A 20028-nucleotide genomic window follows, 5' to 3' on the forward strand; every position below is an offset into this window, starting at 1 on the left:
GCTCGACTCGGGCTGCAGGTCGGACGACCGAGGCCGGTCCGGCCGGTGCTACGGGCGGTGCAGGGCCTCGGGGCCGCCAGTGCTGACAGCGAACCGTTGAGCGCCCGGGCCGGTCCGGTCGCCACCGGCCTGATAGTCCTGCTCGGTGATGTCCCCCGGATGGCCGACCCCGCCAGCGACCCGGCGGTCCACACCTTCGAGCACGTGCTTGCCGATCAGATTGCCAGCTGGCAACTCGATCGGGTACTCCCCATCGAAACATGCCCGACACAATCGTGTCTTCGGCTGCTCGGTTGCCGCTATCAGACCAGCAAGCGAGACATAACCGAGAGTATCCGCACCGATGGACCGGCGTATACCCTCAGTGTCCAGCCCGTTGGCCAGCAGTTCAGCCCGGGTGGCGAAGTCGATGCCGTAGAAGCACGGCCAGCTCACCGGCGGTGACGAGATGCGTACGTGCACCTCCAGAGCACCCGCCTCGCGCAGCATCCGCACAATCGCCCGCTGGGTGTTGCCCCGCACGATCGAATCGTCGACCACCACCAGGCGCTTGCCGCGGACGTTCTCGCGCAGCGGGTTGAGCTTCAACCGGATGCCGAGCTGGCGCAGCGTCTGAGAGGGCTGGATGAACGTCCGGCCGACGTACGAGTTCTTCATCAGGCCGGCGCCGTAGGTGATGCCGGACTGCTCGGCGTAGCCGATCGCGGCCGGCGTGCCCGACTCCGGCACCGGGATCACCAGGTCCGCCTCGACCGGGTGCTCCCGGGCCAGTCGGCGGCCGATCTGCACCCGGGCGGCGTGCACGTTGCGCCCGGCGATGGTGGTGTCCGGGCGGGCGATGTACACGTACTCGAACAGGCAGCCCTTCGGCTCCGGCGGGGCGAACCGGGCCGACCGGAGCCCGTGCTCGTCGATGGCGATCAGCTCGCCCGGCTCCACCTCGCGGACCACCGTGGCGCCGACGATGTCCAGCGCGGCGGTCTCGCTGGCGACCACCCAGCCTCGCTCCAGCCGGCCGAGCACCAAGGGCCGGACGCCGTGCGGGTCGCGGGCCGCGTACAGCGTGGTCTCGTCCATGAAGACGAAGCTGAACGCGCCGCGCAGGGTCGGCAGCACCTCCAGCGCCGCGGCCTCGACCGACAGGTCCGGGCGGCTGGCCAGCAGGCTGGTGACCAGGGCGGTGTCCGAGGTCGAGCCGTCACCGGACAGCCCTCGGTCGACCACCTCGCGGGCGAGCTGCGCGGTGTTGACCAGGTTGCCGTTGTGCGCCAGGGCGATCGTCGTGCCGGCGCTGGTCGCCTTGATCGTCGGCTGGGCATTTTCCCAGGTCGAGCCACCGGTGGTGGAGTAGCGGGCGTGCCCGATGGCGAGGTGGCCGCGCAGGCTGGCCAGGGTCGGCTCGTCGAAGACCTGGGCCACCAGACCGAGATCCTTGTAGACCACCACGCCGGAGCCGTCACTCACCGCGATCCCGGCGGCTTCCTGGCCCCGGTGTTGCAGGGCGTAGAGACCGAAGTAGCTGAGCTTCGCAACCTCTTCCCCCGGTGCCCACACCCCGAACACGCCACAGGCGTCCTGCGGACCGGGTCGTTGGGGATCAAGATCGTGACTCAACCGGCCGTCGCCTCGAGGCACCTGCCGCTCCCTCGTACTGGTCTGCACTGACGCCTGGCCTGCAGGTGGCCTGCACGCCTCAGCGCGGGGTGTCACCGGACTACCGTCGCCGAACAGTGTACGCGAGGTTCCGGTTGGCCCAGAGTGCTCCATTTGGCCCCACACCGGGCGGGTGACCGCCGCAGCCGGGCGGGCGAATCGCCGACCCGGCTCACAGCGGCAGGTATCGCGAAATATCGGACCTCGGGCCACTCGCGGAGATTAGACCGTTCGCCACGGCCGAGGCCCAGTCGAGATCGCCGGTCGCCAGCAGCACCCAGCTCGCCGGGTCGATCTCCACCACGTTCGCGGGGGTGCCACGGGTGTGTCGCGGCCCGGCTACACACTGAATTGCACCGTAAGGTGGGACACGGACCTCCACCGATCGGCCCGGCGCCCGCTCGACCAGCGCCGCCAACAGCAGGCGGACCGCATCGCGTAGCTGCACACGGGCGGGGACGGCACCGGCCGCCAGGGCGTCCCGCACGGCGGCGACCGCAGTGGACTTACTGTACGGAGAGGACACATCGGGACGATACGACTAGCTCCGGTACCAGTTGCCCCCGCCCCTGGGTCGCGCACATCCGTCCCGGCAAGGCATAGTTGCCGACGGTGTACTCGTCACGGGTGACCCCTGCCCGAATCCTGGTGCGGGGGAAGGATCAAACCGGAAGGCGGTGGACGTGACAACACACCTACGAGCCTGGCTTTCGCGGGCCGGTGTTGTCGCAGCGCTGGCTGCCGTCACACTAGTCGGCCTGCCCGCCGCGCCAGCGGCCGCCGCTGCACCCACAGTCACCATCACCAGCCTCTCCAACGCCAACCTCAGCTCCGGTGGCCGGGCCACCCTCGTGTTCAAGATTGTCAACAACAACCCGGCGGGCGAAGAGGTGGAGGGCGGGACGTCCTTCAACATCCGGGTCGCCGCGAACATCAACGAGCTGCGGTGCGAAGGTCAGTGCGACTTCACCGACACGATCGAGCGGGGCGCGAGCAAGGAATACACGGTCGAGCTGATCGCCGGCAACGTCGGGACCAACCAGAACCGCAACGGCCGGGTGGAGATCGTCGCCGTGGTCGACGGAGAGAACGGCCGGGTCCAGCGCGACGTCTCGGTCCGCGGCCCGCAGGAGGCGCCCCGGGTCAAGGAGGTCGCCGGCAAGGTCACCGACGTCTCCACCGGTGAACCTATCGAAGGCGCCGTGGTCGTGATGAGCGACTCGCAGAGCAACAGCTACGACACCACCACCAACGGCAACGGCAACTACCGGTTCACCTCTAGCAACGACCGCCCCATCGTCCCCGGCGACATCCGGATCGCGGCGACCGCCGACGAGTACGACGACAGCGATGTGAAGGTTGTCACCGCCGCCGCGGGGCAGTCGATCACCGTCGACCGGATCACCCTGAAGTCGAACGTGGAGCCGACCCCGTCGGCCACCCCGGAGGCGACCCCGTCGGCGACCGCCGAGGCGACGCCGAGCGGCGCGGCCACCGACGCCCCACCGGTCGACACCCAGAACCTGGCGAACGAGAGCAGCGGCGGGGGGATGGGCTCCTGGCTGCTGATCATCATGGGCGGCCTGCTGGTCGCGCTCGGTGTCGGGGCCATCGTGCTGCTGTTGGTGCGGCGCAAGGACGGCGACGTCGACGACGACCCGGAGCCGGCCGACGACGACCCAGCTGGCGGGCGGACCGCCGCGCCGGGCAGTCGCGGCGTCTACCACGGTGCCGACGACGCGACCCGGGTGGCGATGCCGCCGATGCCGCCCGGGCCGGTCTCTGACGCCACGATGGTGACCCGGCCGTCGCTGTCGGACGCGCCAACGATGCTGCACCAAATGCCACCCATCAAGGACGAGTTCCCCGACCCGTACGGTGCTCCGCCGCCCCCCGGCCCGAACCCGCCGGCCGGGCCCGAGCAACGGTACGGCGCGGACCAGCGCCCGGGCTGGGGCGGACCGCCGACCCAACCCGGCTACGGCTCCGGCCCCGCCGGTGCCACCAGCGTGTACGGCGCGGTTCCCGGCGCCGACCAGCCGGGCGGTGGGGCCCGCCCGGGCGGCACCTACGGCGGCAGTCAGTACGGCGGCAACGCCCCGTCGTCCGGGGCGCCCGGCGCCTACGGCACCCCGCCCTCGTCGGGCGGCCCGTACGGCGGTGCCCCGTCGTCCGGTGGTCCATATGGCGGCAACGCCCCGTCGTCCGGGGCACCCGGCACCTACGGCACCCCGCCGGTACCTGGTCAGTACGGCGAGCCTGCCGGTCGGCCGCCAGCCGACGAGGCCGACGGCTACCGCGGCGGCCGAGGCTACGGCGACGTCGGCGGCGCGGGCTACTCCGGCGCCAGATACGGAGCGGACTCCCCCGCTGGCGGGTACAGCACCGACCGTTACGACGAGCCGACCGGGCGCTACGAGCCGGGCAGCTACGGGCAGTCCGGCCCACCGTACGAATCCGCTGGTTACCCTGGCCCGGATCAGGGGCGTGGCGAGGTGCCGCCGCCACCGCGTGGTCCGGAACCGCCGCAGCCCGGCTACCGGGGCGGCAGCCCCGGCTACGGGCCGGGCGGCGACGGTTACGGCGCAAGTGCCGGTTACGGCGGAAGCTACGGAGAAAGCCCACCCCAGGCCGGCGGTTACCCCGATGCGGGCTACCCGAGCGGTGGCTACGGTGACGACCGGGGCAGTGGATACGGCTCCGACCAGGGCTACGGGTCGGCGGGCTACGCCCCCGGCGGGTCGGCGGGCTACGAGTCCGGCCGGGAACCGGGCGGGTACGGCCCCTCAACCGGTGGCGGCTACGACCAAGGTGGCGGCTACCCGCCTGCCGGCGGCGGCTACGACGACCGCCGCGTCCCGGACCAACGGGACCAACGGGGCGGCTACGACCAGCAGATGCCGTACGGACAGCAGCCCTACGACCAGCAGCCGTACGGCGCCGAGCAGCCCCCTGGCGACCAACCTCGGCACGGTGCCACGCCGCAGGCAGGCAACCGGGGTGAGCGACGTTCCCTCGACTGGCTCGACGACTGACGGCCACTCGAGGCCACATCGACGAGATGGGTCGGACCCGAACGGGTCCGACCCATCTCGTCGGTCAGTCAGCCTGCCGACCGCCCGGTCGGCTCTGGTTCTTCGGCTTACCGGGGGACGGGTCGGGGCGGTCCACCGGCTGAGCCGCGTCGTCGGCGGTCGCGTCGCCGGCGGTCGCGTCGCCGGCCACCGTTTCCTCGGCCGCCGCTACACCGCCGCTGTCTGCCGCGTCCTCGGCTACCGCCTCGCTCTCGGTGACTGCTTCCGTTTCCCGCTCGGTCACCGCAGCAGGCTCGGTCACCGCTTCGGCTTCGTCGCTGTCCGGGTCGACGTCCACCGTCGCCGTGGTCTGCTCCGGCGTACCGGCCGGGGCGTCAATCGCGACCGCGTCGCTGGCCAGCACCCCGACGGCGTCCGGATCCTGCGGGTCTGCCGGCACGTTACGCGGCCCCACCGCGCTGAACAGCGCCGGCAGGGTACCGGTGTGGGCACCCCGCAGCTCGTCCAAGCCGACGCTGAACTGGTCGCGGACCTCCAGCAGCCGGGCCGCCGGGTCGGTCACTCCGATCATGGTCCAGGGCAGTCCGTGCTCCACGCAGAGCGCGGTGAACGCCTTTTCGTGCCCGCGCGGCACGGCGACCATGGCCCGCCCCGCCGACTCGCTGAACAGGAACACGAACGGCATCGAGCCGTCGGTGAACTCCGGCGGCAACGCGATCCGCGCCCCGATCGACCGGCGCAGGCACGCCTCGACCAGTGCCTGGGCGAGCCCGCCGTCGGAGAGGTCGTGGGCCGAGGTGATGTGCCCCACCCGGGCCGCCGCACCGATCACTGTGGCCAGCACCCGCTCCCGGTCCAGGTCGACCTTGGGCGGCGTACCGCCGAGGTGCCGGTGGGTGACCCAGGCCCACTCGGATCCGGAGAGTTCCAGCTCGGTCTCGCCGAGCAGCATGATCAGGTCACCGTCGCTGTGTGACGGCGGGACGAAGCCCATCGGAACGCGCTGCGCCACGTCGTCGAGCACCCCGAGCACACCGACCACCGGGGTGGGGTGGATCGCGGCGGCACCGGTCTGGTTGTAGAAGCTGACGTTGCCGCCGGTCACCGGGATACCGAGCTCGGCGCAACCGTCGGCGAGGCCGCGGACCGCCTCGGCGAACTGCCACATCACGCTCGGGTCCTCGGGGGAGCCGAAGTTGAGGCAGTTGGTGACCGCCACCGGACGGGCACCGGTCACCGCCACGTTGCGGTACGACTCGGCAAGAGCGAGCTTCGCCCCCTGGTACGGGTCGAGCCGGGCGTACCGGCCGTTGCCGTCGACCGACAGGGCGACACCGAGGCCGCTCTGCTCGTCGATCCGGATCACCCCGGCGTCCTCGGGCTGGGCCAGCACGGTGTTGCCCAGCACATACCGGTCGTACTGCTCGGTCACCCAACTGCGGTCGCACAGGTTCGGCGAGGCGATCATCCGCAGCAGGGTTTCCCGCAGCTCGTCCGGGGTGCCGGGGCGGGGCAGCGTCTCCGCCCGGTCGGCCTGCAGCAGGATCAGGTCAGCCGGCTCACGCATCGGCCGGGCGTAGACCGGGCCGTCGTCGGCCAGCGACCCCGGCGGTACGTCGACCACCACGTGGTCACGCCAGCTGATCACCAGCCGCCCGGGGCGACCGTCCGGCTCGGCCGGGGTGACCTCACCGATCGCGGTGGCCAGCACGCCCCACTTCTCCGCGGTGGCGAGCACCGCGTCGAGCTGCGCCGGCTCGACGATCAGCAGCATCCGTTCCTGTGACTCGCTGGCCAGGATCTCGTGCGGCTCCATCGAAGGCTCACGCAGCGGGACCCGCTCCAGCCAGACCCGCATACCGGTGCCGGCAGCGGCGGCGGTCTCGGTGAGCGCGCAGGTCAGGCCGGCACCGCCGAGGTCCTGGATGCCGACGACCAGCCCGGCGTCGTACAGCTCCAGGCACGACTCGATCAGCAGCTTCTCCATGAACGGATCGCCGACCTGCACCGACGGGCGACGCTGCTGGCTGGCGTCGTCGAAGGTGGCGCTGGCCAGCACCGACACCCCGCCGATGCCGTCCCGACCGGTCTTGGCACCCATCAGCACCACGACGTTGCCGGCGCCGGCGGCGGCCTTGTTCTGCAGCCGGTCCACCGGCAGTACGCCGAGGCAGAGCGCGTTGACCAGCGGGTTCCCCTGATAGCAGGGGTCGAACACGACCTCGCCGCCGATGTTGGGCAGGCCCAGGCAGTTGCCGTAACCGCCGACCCCGGCGACGACGCCGGGCAGCACCCGGGCCGTGTCCGGGTGATCGGCGGCGCCGAACCGCAACGGGTCCATCACCGCGACCGGGCGGGCGCCCATGGCGAGGATGTCCCGGACGATGCCGCCGACGCCGGTGGCCGCCCCCTGGTACGGCTCGACGAAGCTGGGGTGGTTGTGCGACTCGACCTTGAAGGTGACGGCAAGGGTGTCGGAGACCCGGATGACGCCGGCGTTCTCCCCGATGCCGGCGAGCATCAGCTCACTGGCCGGGGCCTTCTCGCTGAACTGCCGCAGGTGCACCTTGCTCGACTTGTAGGAGCAGTGTTCGCTCCACATGATCGAGTACATGGCGAGCTCGGACTGGGTCGGCCGGCGGCCGAGGATCTGCTGGATCCGCTCGTACTCGTCGTCGCGCAGCCCCAGCTCGGTGTACGGCTGCAGCTCGCCAGGGGTGTCGGTGGCGCGTTCGACGGTGTCCGGGCCACCGGCGTACCGGTCGACCGGTACGGCGAGGTCGGTCGCTGCCGGGCCGACGGCGGCCGCCGCCTCCGACTGGGTGGTCATGCCGGCACTCCCGCGAGGTACTTGAGGATGGAGGTGAAAAAGCCCAGTCCGTCCCGGGACGGGCCGGTCAGGTCCTCGACGGCGTGTTCCGGGTGGGGCATCAGCCCGACGACGTTGCCGGCGGGGTTGGTGATGCCAGCGATGTCCCGCAGCGAACCGTTGGGGTTGCCGCCGACGTAGCGGGCCACCACCCGGCCGGTCGACTCCAACTCGTCGAGGGTCTGTTGGTCGGCCACGTAGCAGCCTTCGCCGCTCTTGAGCGGGACGAGGACTTCCTGTTTCGGGGAGAACGCGTTGGTGAACGCGGTCCCGGCGGTCTCGATGCGGAGCATCTGGTCCCGGTTGCGGAAGTGCAGGTGCTGGTTGCGGGTGAGCGCGCCGGGCAGCAGGTGGGCCTCGCAAAGGATCTGGAAGCCGTTGCAGATGCCGAGCACCGGTAGGCCGTCACCGGCGGCGGCGACGATCGACTGCATGACCGGGGCGAACCGGGCGATGGCTCCGCAGCGCAGATAGTCGCCGTACGAGAAGCCACCGGGCAGCACCACCGCCTCGACGCCGCGCAGATCGGCGTCGCCGTGCCACAGCCGGACCGGCTCCCCACCGGCGAGCCGCACCGCGCGGGCGGCGTCGCCGTCGTCGAGCGAGCCTGGGAAGGTGACCACCCCGATCCGGGCGCTCATGACGGATCACCGGCTGTCTCAGGCTGCTCAGCCAGCCGGACCTGGTAGTCCTCGATGACCGGGTTGGCCAGCAGCTTGTCCGCGATCTCACGAGCCCGATCCAGGTCGGGCTCGCCGGCAAACTCGATCTCGATCCGCCGGCCGATGCGCACCGCCGAGACGTCGCTGACACCGAGCCTCGGCAGCGCGTTCGCGACAGCCTGACCCTGAGGATCGAGAATTTCCGGCTTGAGCATGACGTCGACGACGACGCGAGCCACGTGGCACTCCTGACCGTGTACGCGTTGGGGGTGCCGGCCTCGAACGGGCCGCGCACCCCTCAGCCTACCTGGTGGCACCGGGTACGACGCACCGGCGGTCGAAGAGCCGAATCGGTGATCGGGCCACAAATCAGCCACGAACCGGTAACGACGACATTCGCCACCGCCGACGGACCGGGTCACTGGGCGGACCGGGCAGCCACGGACGGCCTGCCGCACCCCGTTGGCGACCGCCACCGGACGCAGCGCGGGACCTCGAGGGGCGCGGGACGCCACCGCGGGACATCAATGCATCGTATGACTTCGATTTGATTCTTGTAGATGACCGTCGAAGCGCTTAACGTCATTCGTCAAACGCCCGATGACGACCGTCGGACGGGCGCTGCAACACTCTGCCGCCGGATGACAGGTCCGGCGGCGTGGCTCACCACCCGTACCCCGGGTCGCCCCTCGGAAGGAGCCCCACCCATGCGTGTTCGCCTGGCTGCGGCAGCAGTCGCCACCACCCTGATCGGCCTGCTGGCCACGCCGACCGCGGCGACGGCCGCACCGGAAGAGATCATTGGCGGCGGGACGGTGTCGTCCGCCCCGTGGGCTGCTGCGGTCTTCAGCAACGGCTCGTTCACCTGTTCCGGCACGATCATCGCCGCCAACTGGGTACTCACCGCACGGCACTGTGTCGGCGGCTCGATGTCGGTCCGGATCGGCAGCGTCTACCGCTCCTCCGGCGGCGTCACCCGTACGATCAGCTCCGCGTACGGCCGCTACGACCTGGCGCTGCTCTACTTCTCCAGCCCGGTCAGCACCAGCTACGTGACGCTGTCCAGCAGCTACCCGCCGGTCGGCTCGACCAACAGCATCTACGGCTGGGGCATGACCTGCTACAGCGGCTGCGGCGCGTCGACCCAGCTGAAGACCGCCTCGGTCCAGGTGACCAGCACCAGCGTCAGCGACGCGTACGGCGGCCGGGCGATCCGCAGCACCCGGATCAACGGCAACGCCTGGCGGGGCGACTCCGGCGGCCCGCAGTTCTACAACGGCCAGCAGGTCGGGGTGGCGTCGACCGCCAACGGCGTCAACATCCAGAACTACGGCAGTGTCGCGTACAACCGGTCCTGGATCCGGTCGGTGACCGGCGTCTGATCCGAGCTGAACCTGGTCTGGGACCGACTGGTTCTGGCGCGCGACGGCGCGGACCCCGTGGACTGACCACGGAGTCCGCGCCGCCCTGCTCCAACCGGCTGTGCGGCATCCGGTCGCTACCGGCTGGTGCCGGCGAGCGCCGCCACCAGCGCTCGGGCGCTCTTGACCAGCTCGCTCGACCCACGACGCGCCGCCACGGTGGTCACCTGCGGAATCTCGCCGCTCGCCCCGCACCGCAGCACGCACTCCACCGCAAGGGTCAGCAACTTCCCTACCCCCCGCGCCACCGGTTCGCCTTCGAGCAGGTTGGGGAGCGCGCCTCGACACACCGACCACACCGTGGCGTACGCACCGGTAGCGGCCATCTCCCTCAGAGTCTCGACTGCCCGGCTGAGAGTCACAAACGAATACCCCTCGGGACCAAGCTTCACGATCTGCCGGCCGAGCAGTTCGCCGTTGAGGTCACCGCGGGCAGCCAGGACCAGGATCGCGTCAATCGCCGCCGCGCGTTCCCGAGGACGGTCGGCGTCCATGGCCAGCGCGAGTCTGAGATGCAGGGCGAAATCGGCCGGGCCGCCCGACTCGGCCAGTTGCGGAAGCAGACGCATCCAGGCCCGCCTGTCCCGCTCCGTGTAGGGCTCACGAGCGCTGTAGTCGTAGTAGCAGTTCGCCACCCTGTCCCGGTGGTGCGGCAACGTGGCCACCCAGGCCGCCAACTGGTTGCGGCACTGCCGGTCCCACCTCGTGCCGGTGCGGAAGAGCCGCTCGGCGTCGGCCGGTAGCTGTAGATCGGTCACGGCCGCGGGCAGGTCGATCAAGTTGTGCACGATGTTGTAGGCACTGATTTTTTCCCAGTCGTCCGGTGTCGACGGCTGATGCGGGTAGCCGCCGGCCCGTAGCCAGCTGGACAGGCGGCGACCGGCGTCGCCCGGCAGCCTGTCGGCCGCATCGATGATCCGCTCGTCGGTGGTGGGAATGACCCGCAGCAGGGCCTGACCCAGATCGGCCGATCGCGCGGCGATGCCACGCTCGGCATACCCCGTCAGGCGCTCCACGAGTACCGCCGCGTCGAGGGCTCCGGTGGCGTCGGTCGGGACCGCCAGCAGGTACGGAAGGTCACCGGCGCGTACCGCCCCGGCGACCTCCCGAATACGTGCGGCGAGCAGCTGACCTGGGGGCGAGAGCTCGCCGCGGCAACAGCAGCAGCGCGCAACGAGCCAGTCGTCGTCCGGCACCGCTCCGGTCACCGCCTGGACGACGACCCACAGGTGTTCGGGTGTGCAGTCACTCGGCCGTCCCGGTACCCGCCGTACGACGGGGACCAGCGCCGCGGCGAGCCCGGCCCGGTTGCGGGCCGAGTGGCGGACGAGTCCGTCGAGCGCCTGCTCGAACACCACGATGTCCTGACTGCCGGCCAGCACGGCCGCCACCTGTTCGGCGACCTCGGCGGGCGTGCCGAGCGGTTCGGGCACTGCGGCGGGTGCCTCGACCAGCGGCAGCGTCTCGACGTACGGCTCGTCGCACCGCGCCACCGGTCCGAACAGGTCAGCGGCCTGCGCCAACAGTGCGGGCGTCAGCCGGGCCGCCGCTGCCGCAAGGGCAGTCCGGATCGGCTCGTCGGCACCGGCGTGCTCCGCCGCCGACGCGGTATCCAGATGCCGGGCGACCACCTTGAGCGCCTGCTCCTGCACAGCGATGTCCGGATGTCCGAACGCCAGAGCTGCCGATCGCACCAGCTGGCCGGCTCGTGCCGGGTCTCGTCGCGCTGTCCGGTCGAGCCACGTCAGGTGCGCCCGGATGAGCTTCTTGTCCGCTCGGCGAAGGAGTCGTCGGGTCGTTTCGGTGACCAGCTCCGGCTCGATCAGGCCGGCCTCGTCAAGCTCGGCGAGGCGGACCCGGGCGTACTCGGCCACCGGAACCCACAGGTCCAGAAAGGTGAGATAGTCGCGGCCCACTGCGGCATGTTGCGCCAAGGCGGGGGGTAGGTCGTTGATCATCTCGAGGCAGCTCCGCAGCTCCCTGCGTTCGCTCGTCTGCCGGACCCGCTCCAACCACCCCTGCAGCCTCGTCGACCAGTACTCCGCCGCCAGGGCACGCCACCGCGGATCATCAGCGATCAACCGCACCAGCGCCTTGTCCCCTCGCGGCGAGCAGAGATGGCCCCAGTCCACTCGGCGGAAGACGAGGTCGACGACGTAGTCGCCGCTGATCAGGCCAGCCTCGATGAGTTCGGCCTGTGCAGAGTCCGACATATATCTGTCTGGGTTCGTTCGGGCGATAGGCAACAGGATCGGGGCGAGCGGATCGTTTCGCACCCGTTCTCCGAATGTCATGCCGGGCGGGTTGGGGACCAGATCCGGGTCCCCGCCGTACCATCGGGCTGAGAGCCAGTTGAGCAGGAACGAGCGGGAGGTCGGCGGGGGGCAGCCGGTGCGCCGGATCAGGTAGTCGGCAAGCGGGAAGAGTTTCCTTGCACTGTCGATCGCGGCGACCAGCTCGGTCTGCTGCTCGGCCGTCCAGTGGTCGACCACCTCGACCACCCACCGGTGCGGCCCAGCGGTCTTGTTCTTGTCGTCCTCCCAACTGATGTCAGCCTTCTGGCAGTAGTGGTTCTCCATCCGGGTGAGCCATTTTCCGGCTGTGCTGGGGTCGGGTTGCGCGGCGAATTCGGCGGCGAGGCGCGCGAACCGCTCCGGCTGAGGCAGTTCCTCCCACTTGTGACACAGCAGTGCCGTCCGGAACTCGGCAAGCGTCTCGGCATGTCCGGCGCGCTGCGCCGAGGTGAGCTTTCTCATCGCCCGGCCCACCCCGGCCACGTCACCAGCGACGATCCGGTCCATCATGTCCACTGTAGCCTCACATCGAGTTCGTGGTGATACGGGCGGCGAGCACGTGCTTGCACGGCCCCCGTCCGCCCTGGTACTTCGCCCACCAGAGGCAGGTGCAGCTCACCCAGCCGGCGGCACCGAACCGTACGGTGTGGATCTCCTTGCCCGTACCGACGGTCGCCAACCCGTCGGCGATCGTGACGGCACCGGCTGCGACCAGCTTGCGCGCTGCCCGCAGCCGCGGATTGAACCTTTCGACCTGCTGCGGCCGGTACGGCAGGTCGCGGTGGAAGTGCGACTGCTCGGCGAGGTCATAGCCGACCTGACCTGCCGTGCCCAGGGTGGTCAGGGCTGCCCGGACCCGGTGTGACGGCAGGTCCGCCATCCGGGCCAGCTGGTCGACATCGATCGTCGGGTCCCAGGCCAGCAGCGCGGACACCAGGGCGGCGTCCTCGGTCGCCGTCGAAGTGGCCAGATCGTCGAGCACCCCGCCCTCGCCGGAGAAGCCCCGTGCCGCCGCCGGCGAGAGCATCAAGGTCAGCCGCATCCCCGGCAGCCGTGCCTCCCACGCGACGGGCCCGAGGGTCCCGTCGGCTGGGGCGTAGATCCGGACGGCGTCCGCGTACGGTAGGACCGGCCACAGCGTGGTCAGCCGCTCGACGCCGGGCAGGCCGATCGTGCCCGGTCCGGGGCGGGTGGCCGGGCGCAGGCCGCGGCCGGTCACGCTCACCCAGTGCGTGGTGCCGATGACTGACCGGGTGGTAGGGCGTGGCGCTGCCCGCAGGACCGCCTCCGCGTCCGCCGGCGACACCTCCGCCCGCAGGCTCAGCCCGGTGGCCAGCACCTGCGCCTCGGCGAAGCCGCGCACCCACCGCGACGGCAGGGGTACCTGCTTTTCCACGTACCGCCCGTCGAGCGTCGTGACGGCAACCTCGTCCGCCCCGACGAGCAGGTGCAGCGGCGTGGCAGCACCGACCCGGTTGAGCGCTCGGCGGAAATCCGAGTTGACGTCGACGTTGGTGGTGCCGTGCCGGATCACCTCGCCGTCCAGGCCGTCGTCGAGGATGTCGAGGCGGGCGTAGACCCCGCAGCATCCGGAGAAGGACTCGATCCGCAGCCGGTCGCCGTTGGCCGTGACCACCGGGTCCAGCGAGGCGGCGAGCTGTGGCCGGTAGTAACGCGTCGCCGCCACGTCGGCGACGACGAGGAACGCGGTCGCGGCAGCGACGGGGGCGGTAAGGAAACCTGTGAACAGCTGCGGATGCGTCACCGGGCCCTCGGGGGTCACCCCGCCGGATGTCTCCAGCAGCATGGTCAGCCGGCCTGCATCTCCCTGGAGGCGGGAGAGCCCGCGGTACGCGTAGTCGTAGTCGGACACGGCGGCAATCCTGGCAGGAGTGCCCAAGAACCGCCCAGTAGCCCCAACCAGCCAAGAAACGGATGAACTGCCGTTTCGTTGGCGAGGAGGGCCGTCGCTCCGCGGCCGTGGATCCTCTATTCCCGGCAGTTGACTAGTGCCTGCCCAGCGGGTGTCCGCTGACCGTTAGCTGGCGCGGGCTCCGCTGAGGTACCAAGTGGCCGCGCTGTGCCGTTTGACGGATGGCGCAGGCCCCACCAATGCCCGCGAGCAGGGCACACCATCACTCATAGCATCGGTTCCGTGCTGATCGTGACGACGAACGATCTACCGGGATACGAGATCCGGATCGTGCTGGGTGAGGTGGTCACCTCGGTGGTCCGCTCGATCAACCCCTTCAAGGAAGGCGTCAAGGCGCTGCGGGGCGGCAAGTCCGACCCGGGCGGACCGGCCAGCCTCACCAAGTACCGGACCGAGATCATCGGCAAGCTGGGCGATGCCGCCAAGAAGAAGGGCGCGAACGCCGTCATCGGAATGCGGTTCGACACCCGGCAGGTGGGCAGCACCCACATGGAGCTCTGCGCGTACGGGACGGCCGCCGTGGTGCTGCAGCTCCGGCCCGACGCCGGCGACGACTCGAAGCAGTCCAAGGTCGACGCGAGTCACTCCGACGCCAGCGCCGGCAACGACACCAGCGGCTCGGCCGGCTCCGGCGGCAGATAGGTCCACCGAATCGGGGCCGGCAGCAGCTAGCTCTACAGGATCGGGGCCGGTTGGTAGGCGGCGGCCACCGGGTGGTCGGCGACCACCGCGGCCACCCGGTCCGCCACCGCCCGCACCTGCGACGGCGCGGCGCCGACGAAGCCAGCCCGGTCGGCGACCACCAGGGCGATCTCGTCCCGGCTCAACCCGAGCCGCCCGTCGGCGGCGAGCCGGTCGAACAGGTCGTTGTCGGCGGCACCCTGCTCCCGCATGGCCAGCGCCACCGCGACCGCGTGCTCCTTGATCACCTCGTGCGCTGTCTCCCGGCCGACGCCGCCACGCACCGCCGCGACGAGAATCCGGGTGGTGGCCAGGAAGGGCAGATAGCGGTCGAGTTCCCGGGCGACCACCGCCGGGTACGCGCCGAACTCGTCAAGCACGGTGAGGAAGGTCTGGAACAGCCCGTCGGCGGCGAAGAACGCGTCCGGCAGCGCCACCCGACGTACCACCGAGCACGAGACGTCGCCCTCGTTCCACTGGTCGCCAGCGAGCTCGCCCACCATCGACAGGTAGCCCCGGATCACCACGGCCAGCCCGTTCACCCGCTCGCTGGAGCGGGTGTTCATCTTGTGCGGCATGGCGCTGGAGCCGACCTGCCCGGGCCGAAAGCCCTCGGTGACCAGCTCGTGGCCGACCATCAGCCGGATGGTGGTGGCCAGCGAGGACGGGGCGGCGGCGACCTGGGCCAGGGCGGAGAGCACGTCCAGGTCGAGGGATCGGGGGTAGACCTGGCCGACGCTGTCCAGCACCCGCCGGAAGCCGAGGTGACCGGCGACCCGGCGCTCCAGCTCGGCGACCTTGGCGGCGTCACCGTCGAAGAGGTCCAGCTGGTCGGCGGCGGTGCCGACCGGCCCCTTGACGCCGCGCAGCGGGTAGCGGTCGATCAGGTCGGTCAACCGTTCGTACGCGATGAGCAGTTCCTCGGCCGCCGACGCGAACCGCTTGCCCAGCGTGGTGGCCTGGGCGGCGACGTTGTGTGAGCGGCCGACGAGGACCAGATCGGTGTGCTCGACGGCGAGCCGGGCCAGCCGGGCCAGCGTGCTGACGACCCGGTCGCGGATCAGTTCCAGCGATGCCCGGATCTGCAGCTGTTCGACGTTCTCAGTCAGGTCCCGGGAAGTCATCCCCTTGTGGATGTGCTCGTAACCGGCGAGCGCGCTGAACTCCTCGATCCGGGCCTTGACGTCGTGCCGGGTGACCCGCTCGCGCTCGGCGATGGCGACCAGGTCGACCTGGTCGACGACCCGCTCGTACGCGTCGATCACCCCGTCCGGCACCGCGATGCCGAGGTCGCGCTGGGCGCGCAGGACGGCGAGCCAGAGCCTGCGCTCCAGCCGGATCTTCTCCTGCGGGGACCAGAGATCGGCGAGCTCGACGGAGGCGTACCGGGCGGCGAGCACGTTGGGAATCTGCGGACGCGATGTCACGTACGGCAGTCTGACATGCCGACCTGCCGGCACCGCCGGGCAGCCGGCGAGCACCCGCGGACCGCTGACCCTCTCGGCGTTCCTCGTGCTCCGTAGCTGCACCAGCACCCTGGCAGTCGGTCGCGATCTGACCGATCTGGCCAATCTAGCGATAATTGCGTAACTGGTCGCATTTTCTCTCGTTCAGCCTGTCGTTGCCGAATTCTTCCGGCCACACCACTCCTGCTCCTGCCCGCCAGTGCGAGTCGTATCCCCACCTGGCGCGGTGTGATGCCGAAGTCCGAGACGAGGAACTGTGCGTACCACCACACGCCGCAATACATCCATGCTCACCGTCGCAGCCCTGGCCGGAGCGCTCGCCAGCCTGTCCGTGTCCGGGCCCGTCACGGCAACGGAAGGTGACGGGCACGCCGTCGGCGTCCGGTTCGACCTCGCCGCAGACATTCTCGGCACCACCGTGATCGACGCGGACGCCGTCGTCGGCAGCGCCACCGCCCCGCCGAAGCCCGGCACCGACAGCGGACCCGCGATCGAGGTCGTCCTGCCGACGGCCGTCGGTGTATCAGCCAGCGGGACGGTCGAGGAGGTGTCCGTCACCAGATGGCCGTACCACAGCACCGGGTCCGGCACGGTCAGCGACCTGGCCGTCAGTGTTCTCGGCGTACCCGCGCTGACGGTGACCGAAGCTTCCGCCTCGGTGAGCTGTGGAGCGGACCGGCGGGCGGCGGTGGAGACGGCGCTCGACGGGCTGACCGTGTTCGGTGCAGCCGTCAGCCTGCCTGTCGAAGGGTCACCGATCACGTCGAGCCGGCCGCTGCCGGTTACCGGGCTGACCGGCGCACGGCTGACCGCGAGCGTCACCGGAACCGAGATCCGCGAGCTCGGCACCCGCGTCACCGCCGTCACCGCCGCCACGGCGACCTTCGAGATCACCGGCGACACGGCCGATGGCTCGGTCACGGTTTCGGCCGGCACGGTGACCGTCGCCGAGGTGGCGTGCGCGCGGCCAGCACAGCCGGCCGACCCGGAAGCAGCAGGACCTACGGGCGTCGACACGCTCACCGACTCCACGTATCGCAGCGCTGCCACGCCCTGGATCGACTCGGTGAACCCCGGTGAAGGAACCGCCGCCGGCGGCACCACGGCGACGGTAAGCGGTACTGGCTTCGTTCCCGGGCAGACCCGGGTGACAATCTGCGGCCAGACGCTCGGGCCGGAGGTCGTCATGGTCAGTGGCGCGTTCAACGTGTTGACCTTCCCGACCCCAGCCTGCGAGGCCGGCGAGACGACGATCTCCGTCCGCACCCCGGTCGGCACCTCCAACGAGATCGCATTCCGGTACGTCGGGGAAGGACCGCCGGTGAGCGACGAACCGGGCGACGGCACCTCGGATGACGGCCTTCCGGTCACTGGGCGCACGCTGGGTCCGCTCGTTGTCAGCGGCCTTCTGGCGATCCTGGTTGGCGCCGCCCTGCGGTTCGCCGCCGGCGGACTACTCGGCCCCGGGACGCGACGGATCGGCGACGTCCGCCCGCCGCAGGCACTTTCGTATCAGCCGCCGACCGAGTAGATGCTCCACGGCCAATGGTCACCCTTGTGTTGGCCGACCAGAGTAAATGCGCATCAGGGTGATGGAGTCGGTTGAGCCCGGCTGCCATCCGACGACCGGGACGCCAGTTTATGATCGGACCATAAGGAAATGCTGTCCAGCAGGATTCACCGTAGGGCCGGCCAGGAAAATGCCGCCGGACAGTGGTAGCGTTCGAGCCCCTGCACGTTCATGTCCGAGAAGGACATATGCCGGTCCGGCAAGGACAGCCCGGTCAAGACCTACCAGTCCGCCGCCCGTCCAGGTGGCGGCCGAGATGGCGTCCGGCGGGTCGCGTATCGTGGGGAAGCCGTCTGCCGCCGTCGAGGAGCTGCGACCTGATGATCTCCGCAGACCCTGCCGCTCCCGCTGGGCACCGATTGCAGGCCGGGCACCAGCTGGAAACCGGGCACGGTTCGATCGTTCTGCCGACCTTCCTGCCCGACGGCACACGGGCCTCGGTCCGCGCGGTCGACAGCCGTGATCTGGCAACAGTGGGAATCCAGGCGGTGATGGTGAACGCCATGCACCTGGCGCAGCGCCCCGGGCTCCAGGCCGTCCGACGGGCCGGCGGGCTACACCACTTCATGGCCTGGGACGGTGTGATCGTCTCAGATTCCGGCGGGTTTCAGATCCTCTCCCTGATCCGCAAACGGGGACAAGTCGGGTCAATTCGATCGAACGGGGTGACTTTCCAAGAGTCGCCGGACACGAAGAAGATCGTGCTCACCCCCGAGAAGGTCATCGAATGGCAGTTCGGCCTCCGATCCGACGTGGTGATCGCCCTCGATGACTGTACCGGCCCGGAGGACTCCCCGGCTCAGCAGCTCGCTTCCACCGAGCGCACGATCCGCTGGTTCCGGCAGGCCCGACAGGCGTACGACCTCCAGTGTCGGCAGCGCCGGACATCGGAGCCGCCCCTGTTGGTCGGGGTGGTCCAGGGCGGTACCGATCCGACGCTGCGCCAACGCTGCGTCGACGCCCTCGTCGAGTCGGGGGCGCAGGGGTTCGGATTCGGCGGCTGGCCGCTGAACTCCGCTGGCGAGTTGGAGCGCGACATGTTCGCCCTGCTCGCCCGGATCACTCCACCCGACGCGCCGCTGTTCGCCCTCGGAGTCGGCCGGCCCGAGCATCTGGTCTCCCTCTGCGAACTCGACACTCGATGGATCTTCGACTGCACGATCCCGACCCGGGATGCCCGGCATGGCCGCCTTTACGCGTTCAAACCTGATATCGCCAGCCGGCAGCTCACTCCGGATCGGAGCTTCTACCAGAACATCTACATCCTCGACGAGGAGAATTCCCGCAAGGACCAGCCGATCTGCCCGACCTGCGACTGTCCGACCTGCCAGCGGTACAGCCGCAGCTATCTGCACCACCTGTTCCGGGTGAAGGACGGACTGGCGGACCGGCTCGCCACCCTGCACAATCTTCGCTTCTACACCCGCCTGCTGGAGATGATCCGGTCCGGCCAGCTTGCCGGATCCGCCGCACCCGAGCCGGGCGGGCAGGGATGACCGGCCGGTGACCGCACCTCCACCGGACCAGGCGCCGGACCACGACCAACCACTGGCCAGGCTGCGACCAGCAGGTGCCCACCCGCCGGGCATCACCGCGTCCCCAGCACGAACCGCCGAACCTCCCGCCGTCCACAAGGTGATCGCCCGGATCACCTCGGCCGCCAAATACCGCGACATCCACCCGGAGACCATTGTCGACCTGGTACGGCGGGAAGGGCGGGGCACCGGCGACCCGGCCGAGCTGGAACGGCGGGTCCGGGCCCGGTTGCACAAAGTGGCTGCGTTGCATCTGCTCACCGCCCGGCCACCGGCGCTACGACGGGCGGTCGACCGAGCCGATCTCGACGATCCCCAAGGCCGGCGGGACTGGTGCCGGCAGATACTGGGCGGCCACTTCTCCACCGCCGAGCGTCTGCCCGACCTCGACGACTTCTACCCCGTCCTGTTCGGACTGGTACCGCCGCCACGGACGGTGGCGGACCTCGCGTGCGCGCTGAACCCGTTCACCCTGCCCTGGTTGAGGCAGCTCAGCGAGGCCCGGTACGTCGGCTACGACTTCAACGCGTCGTTCGTAGGGTTGGGTAACGCATTTCTGGCGCGAGCCTACCCGGACTGCGAGGTGCAGCACGAGGATGTGCTCGCCGACGGCCGGCAGGTGAGCGCCGACCTGGCGCTACTGCTCAAGACGTACCACTGCATGGAGGGACGCCGTACTGGTGCCGGGCAGGCGCTCATCGACCGACTGGACTGCCGCGACGTGGTGGTTTCGTTCCCCACCCGGGCCATGAACGGTCGAGCTGCGGTCTTCGTGTCTCGACATGTCGAGGAGCTCGCCGAGCTGGCCCGCGATCGGGGTTGGCGCATTTCACGGGCCAGCCTGGCGTCGGAGGAGCTGATAGCGATCCACAAGGGGTGAGACCAGGTGGTCTCAGTCCTCCCTGAGCC

General features: G+C 70.3%; 14 protein-coding genes. 6 read left to right on the forward strand and 8 right to left on the reverse strand.

The window, feature by feature from the left end:
- Positions 1–48: 48 nt before the first annotated feature.
- Both purF and O7621_RS04380 read right to left on the reverse strand, forming a co-directional pair.
- Positions 49–1635: an amidophosphoribosyltransferase gene (gene purF / locus O7621_RS04375; protein ID WP_282232841.1), complete on the reverse strand. Its 1587-nt coding sequence runs from the start codon at positions 1633–1635 to the stop codon at positions 49–51.
- A 190-nt stretch (positions 1636–1825) separates the two neighbouring features.
- Entirely contained in the window at positions 1826–2140 is a 315-nt protein-coding gene (locus tag O7621_RS04380; protein ID WP_282234452.1) for a sterol carrier family protein, read from the reverse strand.
- 196 nt (positions 2141–2336) lie between these two features.
- Here O7621_RS04380 and O7621_RS04385 point away from each other — a divergent pair, with 196 nt between their 5' ends.
- On the forward strand, positions 2337–4688 hold the full coding sequence (locus O7621_RS04385; RefSeq protein ID WP_282232842.1) for a carboxypeptidase regulatory-like domain-containing protein: 2352 nt from the start codon (positions 2337–2339) through the stop codon (positions 4686–4688).
- 64 nt (positions 4689–4752) lie between these two features.
- Here O7621_RS04385 and purL read toward each other — a convergent pair whose 3' ends face one another.
- The 3 genes from purL to purS are packed head-to-tail and all read right to left on the reverse strand — an operon-like array spanning position 4753 to position 8458.
- On the reverse strand, positions 4753–7518 hold the full coding sequence (gene purL, locus O7621_RS04390; RefSeq protein ID WP_282232843.1) for a phosphoribosylformylglycinamidine synthase subunit PurL: 2766 nt from the start codon (positions 7516–7518) through the stop codon (positions 4753–4755).
- On the reverse strand, positions 7515–8198 hold the full coding sequence (gene purQ, locus O7621_RS04395) for a phosphoribosylformylglycinamidine synthase subunit PurQ (RefSeq protein ID WP_282232844.1): 684 nt from the start codon (positions 8196–8198) through the stop codon (positions 7515–7517). The genes purL and purQ overlap by 4 nt, the downstream gene beginning before the upstream one ends.
- Positions 8195–8458, reverse strand: a complete 264-nt coding sequence (purS, locus tag O7621_RS04400; protein ID WP_278172523.1) for a phosphoribosylformylglycinamidine synthase subunit PurS — start codon at positions 8456–8458, stop codon at positions 8195–8197. Before purS ends, purQ begins: the two co-directional genes overlap by 4 nt.
- 468 nt (positions 8459–8926) lie before the next feature.
- Here purS and O7621_RS04405 point away from each other — a divergent pair, with 468 nt between their 5' ends.
- A complete protein-coding gene (locus O7621_RS04405; RefSeq protein ID WP_282232845.1) occupies positions 8927–9601 on the forward strand; it encodes a DUF1986 domain-containing protein in 675 nt (224 codons plus the stop codon).
- A 116-nt stretch (positions 9602–9717) separates the two neighbouring features.
- Here O7621_RS04405 and O7621_RS04410 read toward each other — a convergent pair whose 3' ends face one another.
- Positions 9718–12441: a hypothetical protein gene (locus tag O7621_RS04410; RefSeq protein WP_282232846.1), complete on the reverse strand. Its 2724-nt coding sequence runs from the start codon at positions 12439–12441 to the stop codon at positions 9718–9720.
- A gap of 16 nt (positions 12442–12457) precedes the next feature.
- Positions 12458–13807 carry an SWIM zinc finger family protein gene (locus O7621_RS04415; protein ID WP_281552546.1) on the reverse strand — a complete coding sequence of 450 codons (1350 nt, stop codon included), beginning with the start codon at positions 13805–13807 and terminating at the stop codon, positions 12458–12460.
- 282 nt (positions 13808–14089) lie between these two features.
- Between O7621_RS04415 and O7621_RS04420 the strand changes: the two genes are divergently transcribed.
- A complete protein-coding gene (locus O7621_RS04420) occupies positions 14090–14509 on the forward strand; it encodes a heavy metal-binding domain-containing protein (protein ID WP_282232847.1) in 420 nt (139 codons plus the stop codon).
- Between the two features lie 32 nt (positions 14510–14541).
- Here the strand turns inward: O7621_RS04420 and purB are convergent, their stop codons facing one another.
- Complete coding sequence (gene purB / locus O7621_RS04425) at positions 14542–15975, reverse strand: adenylosuccinate lyase (protein ID WP_282232848.1); 1434 nt, start codon at positions 15973–15975, stop codon at positions 14542–14544.
- Between the two features lie 295 nt (positions 15976–16270).
- On the opposite strand from purB, the gene O7621_RS04430 reads away from it, so the two are divergent.
- The 3 genes from O7621_RS04430 (at position 16271) to O7621_RS04440 (ending at position 19999) form a co-directional block, all read left to right on the forward strand.
- Positions 16271–17545 carry an IPT/TIG domain-containing protein gene (locus O7621_RS04430; RefSeq protein ID WP_282232849.1) on the forward strand — a complete coding sequence of 425 codons (1275 nt, stop codon included), beginning with the start codon at positions 16271–16273 and terminating at the stop codon, positions 17543–17545.
- A 359-nt stretch (positions 17546–17904) separates the two neighbouring features.
- Positions 17905–19080 (forward strand): tRNA guanosine(34) transglycosylase Tgt, encoded by a 1176-nt coding sequence (locus tag O7621_RS04435; RefSeq protein ID WP_282232850.1) that lies wholly within the window; start codon positions 17905–17907, stop codon positions 19078–19080.
- Positions 19081–19087: 7 nt separating this feature from the next.
- Positions 19088–19999 carry a hypothetical protein gene (locus O7621_RS04440; protein WP_282232851.1) on the forward strand — a complete coding sequence of 304 codons (912 nt, stop codon included), beginning with the start codon at positions 19088–19090 and terminating at the stop codon, positions 19997–19999.
- Positions 20000–20028 lie beyond the last annotated feature (29 nt).

Source organism: Solwaraspora sp. WMMD937, assembly GCF_029581175.1.
Lineage (GTDB): Bacteria > Actinomycetota > Actinomycetes > Mycobacteriales > Micromonosporaceae > Micromonospora_E.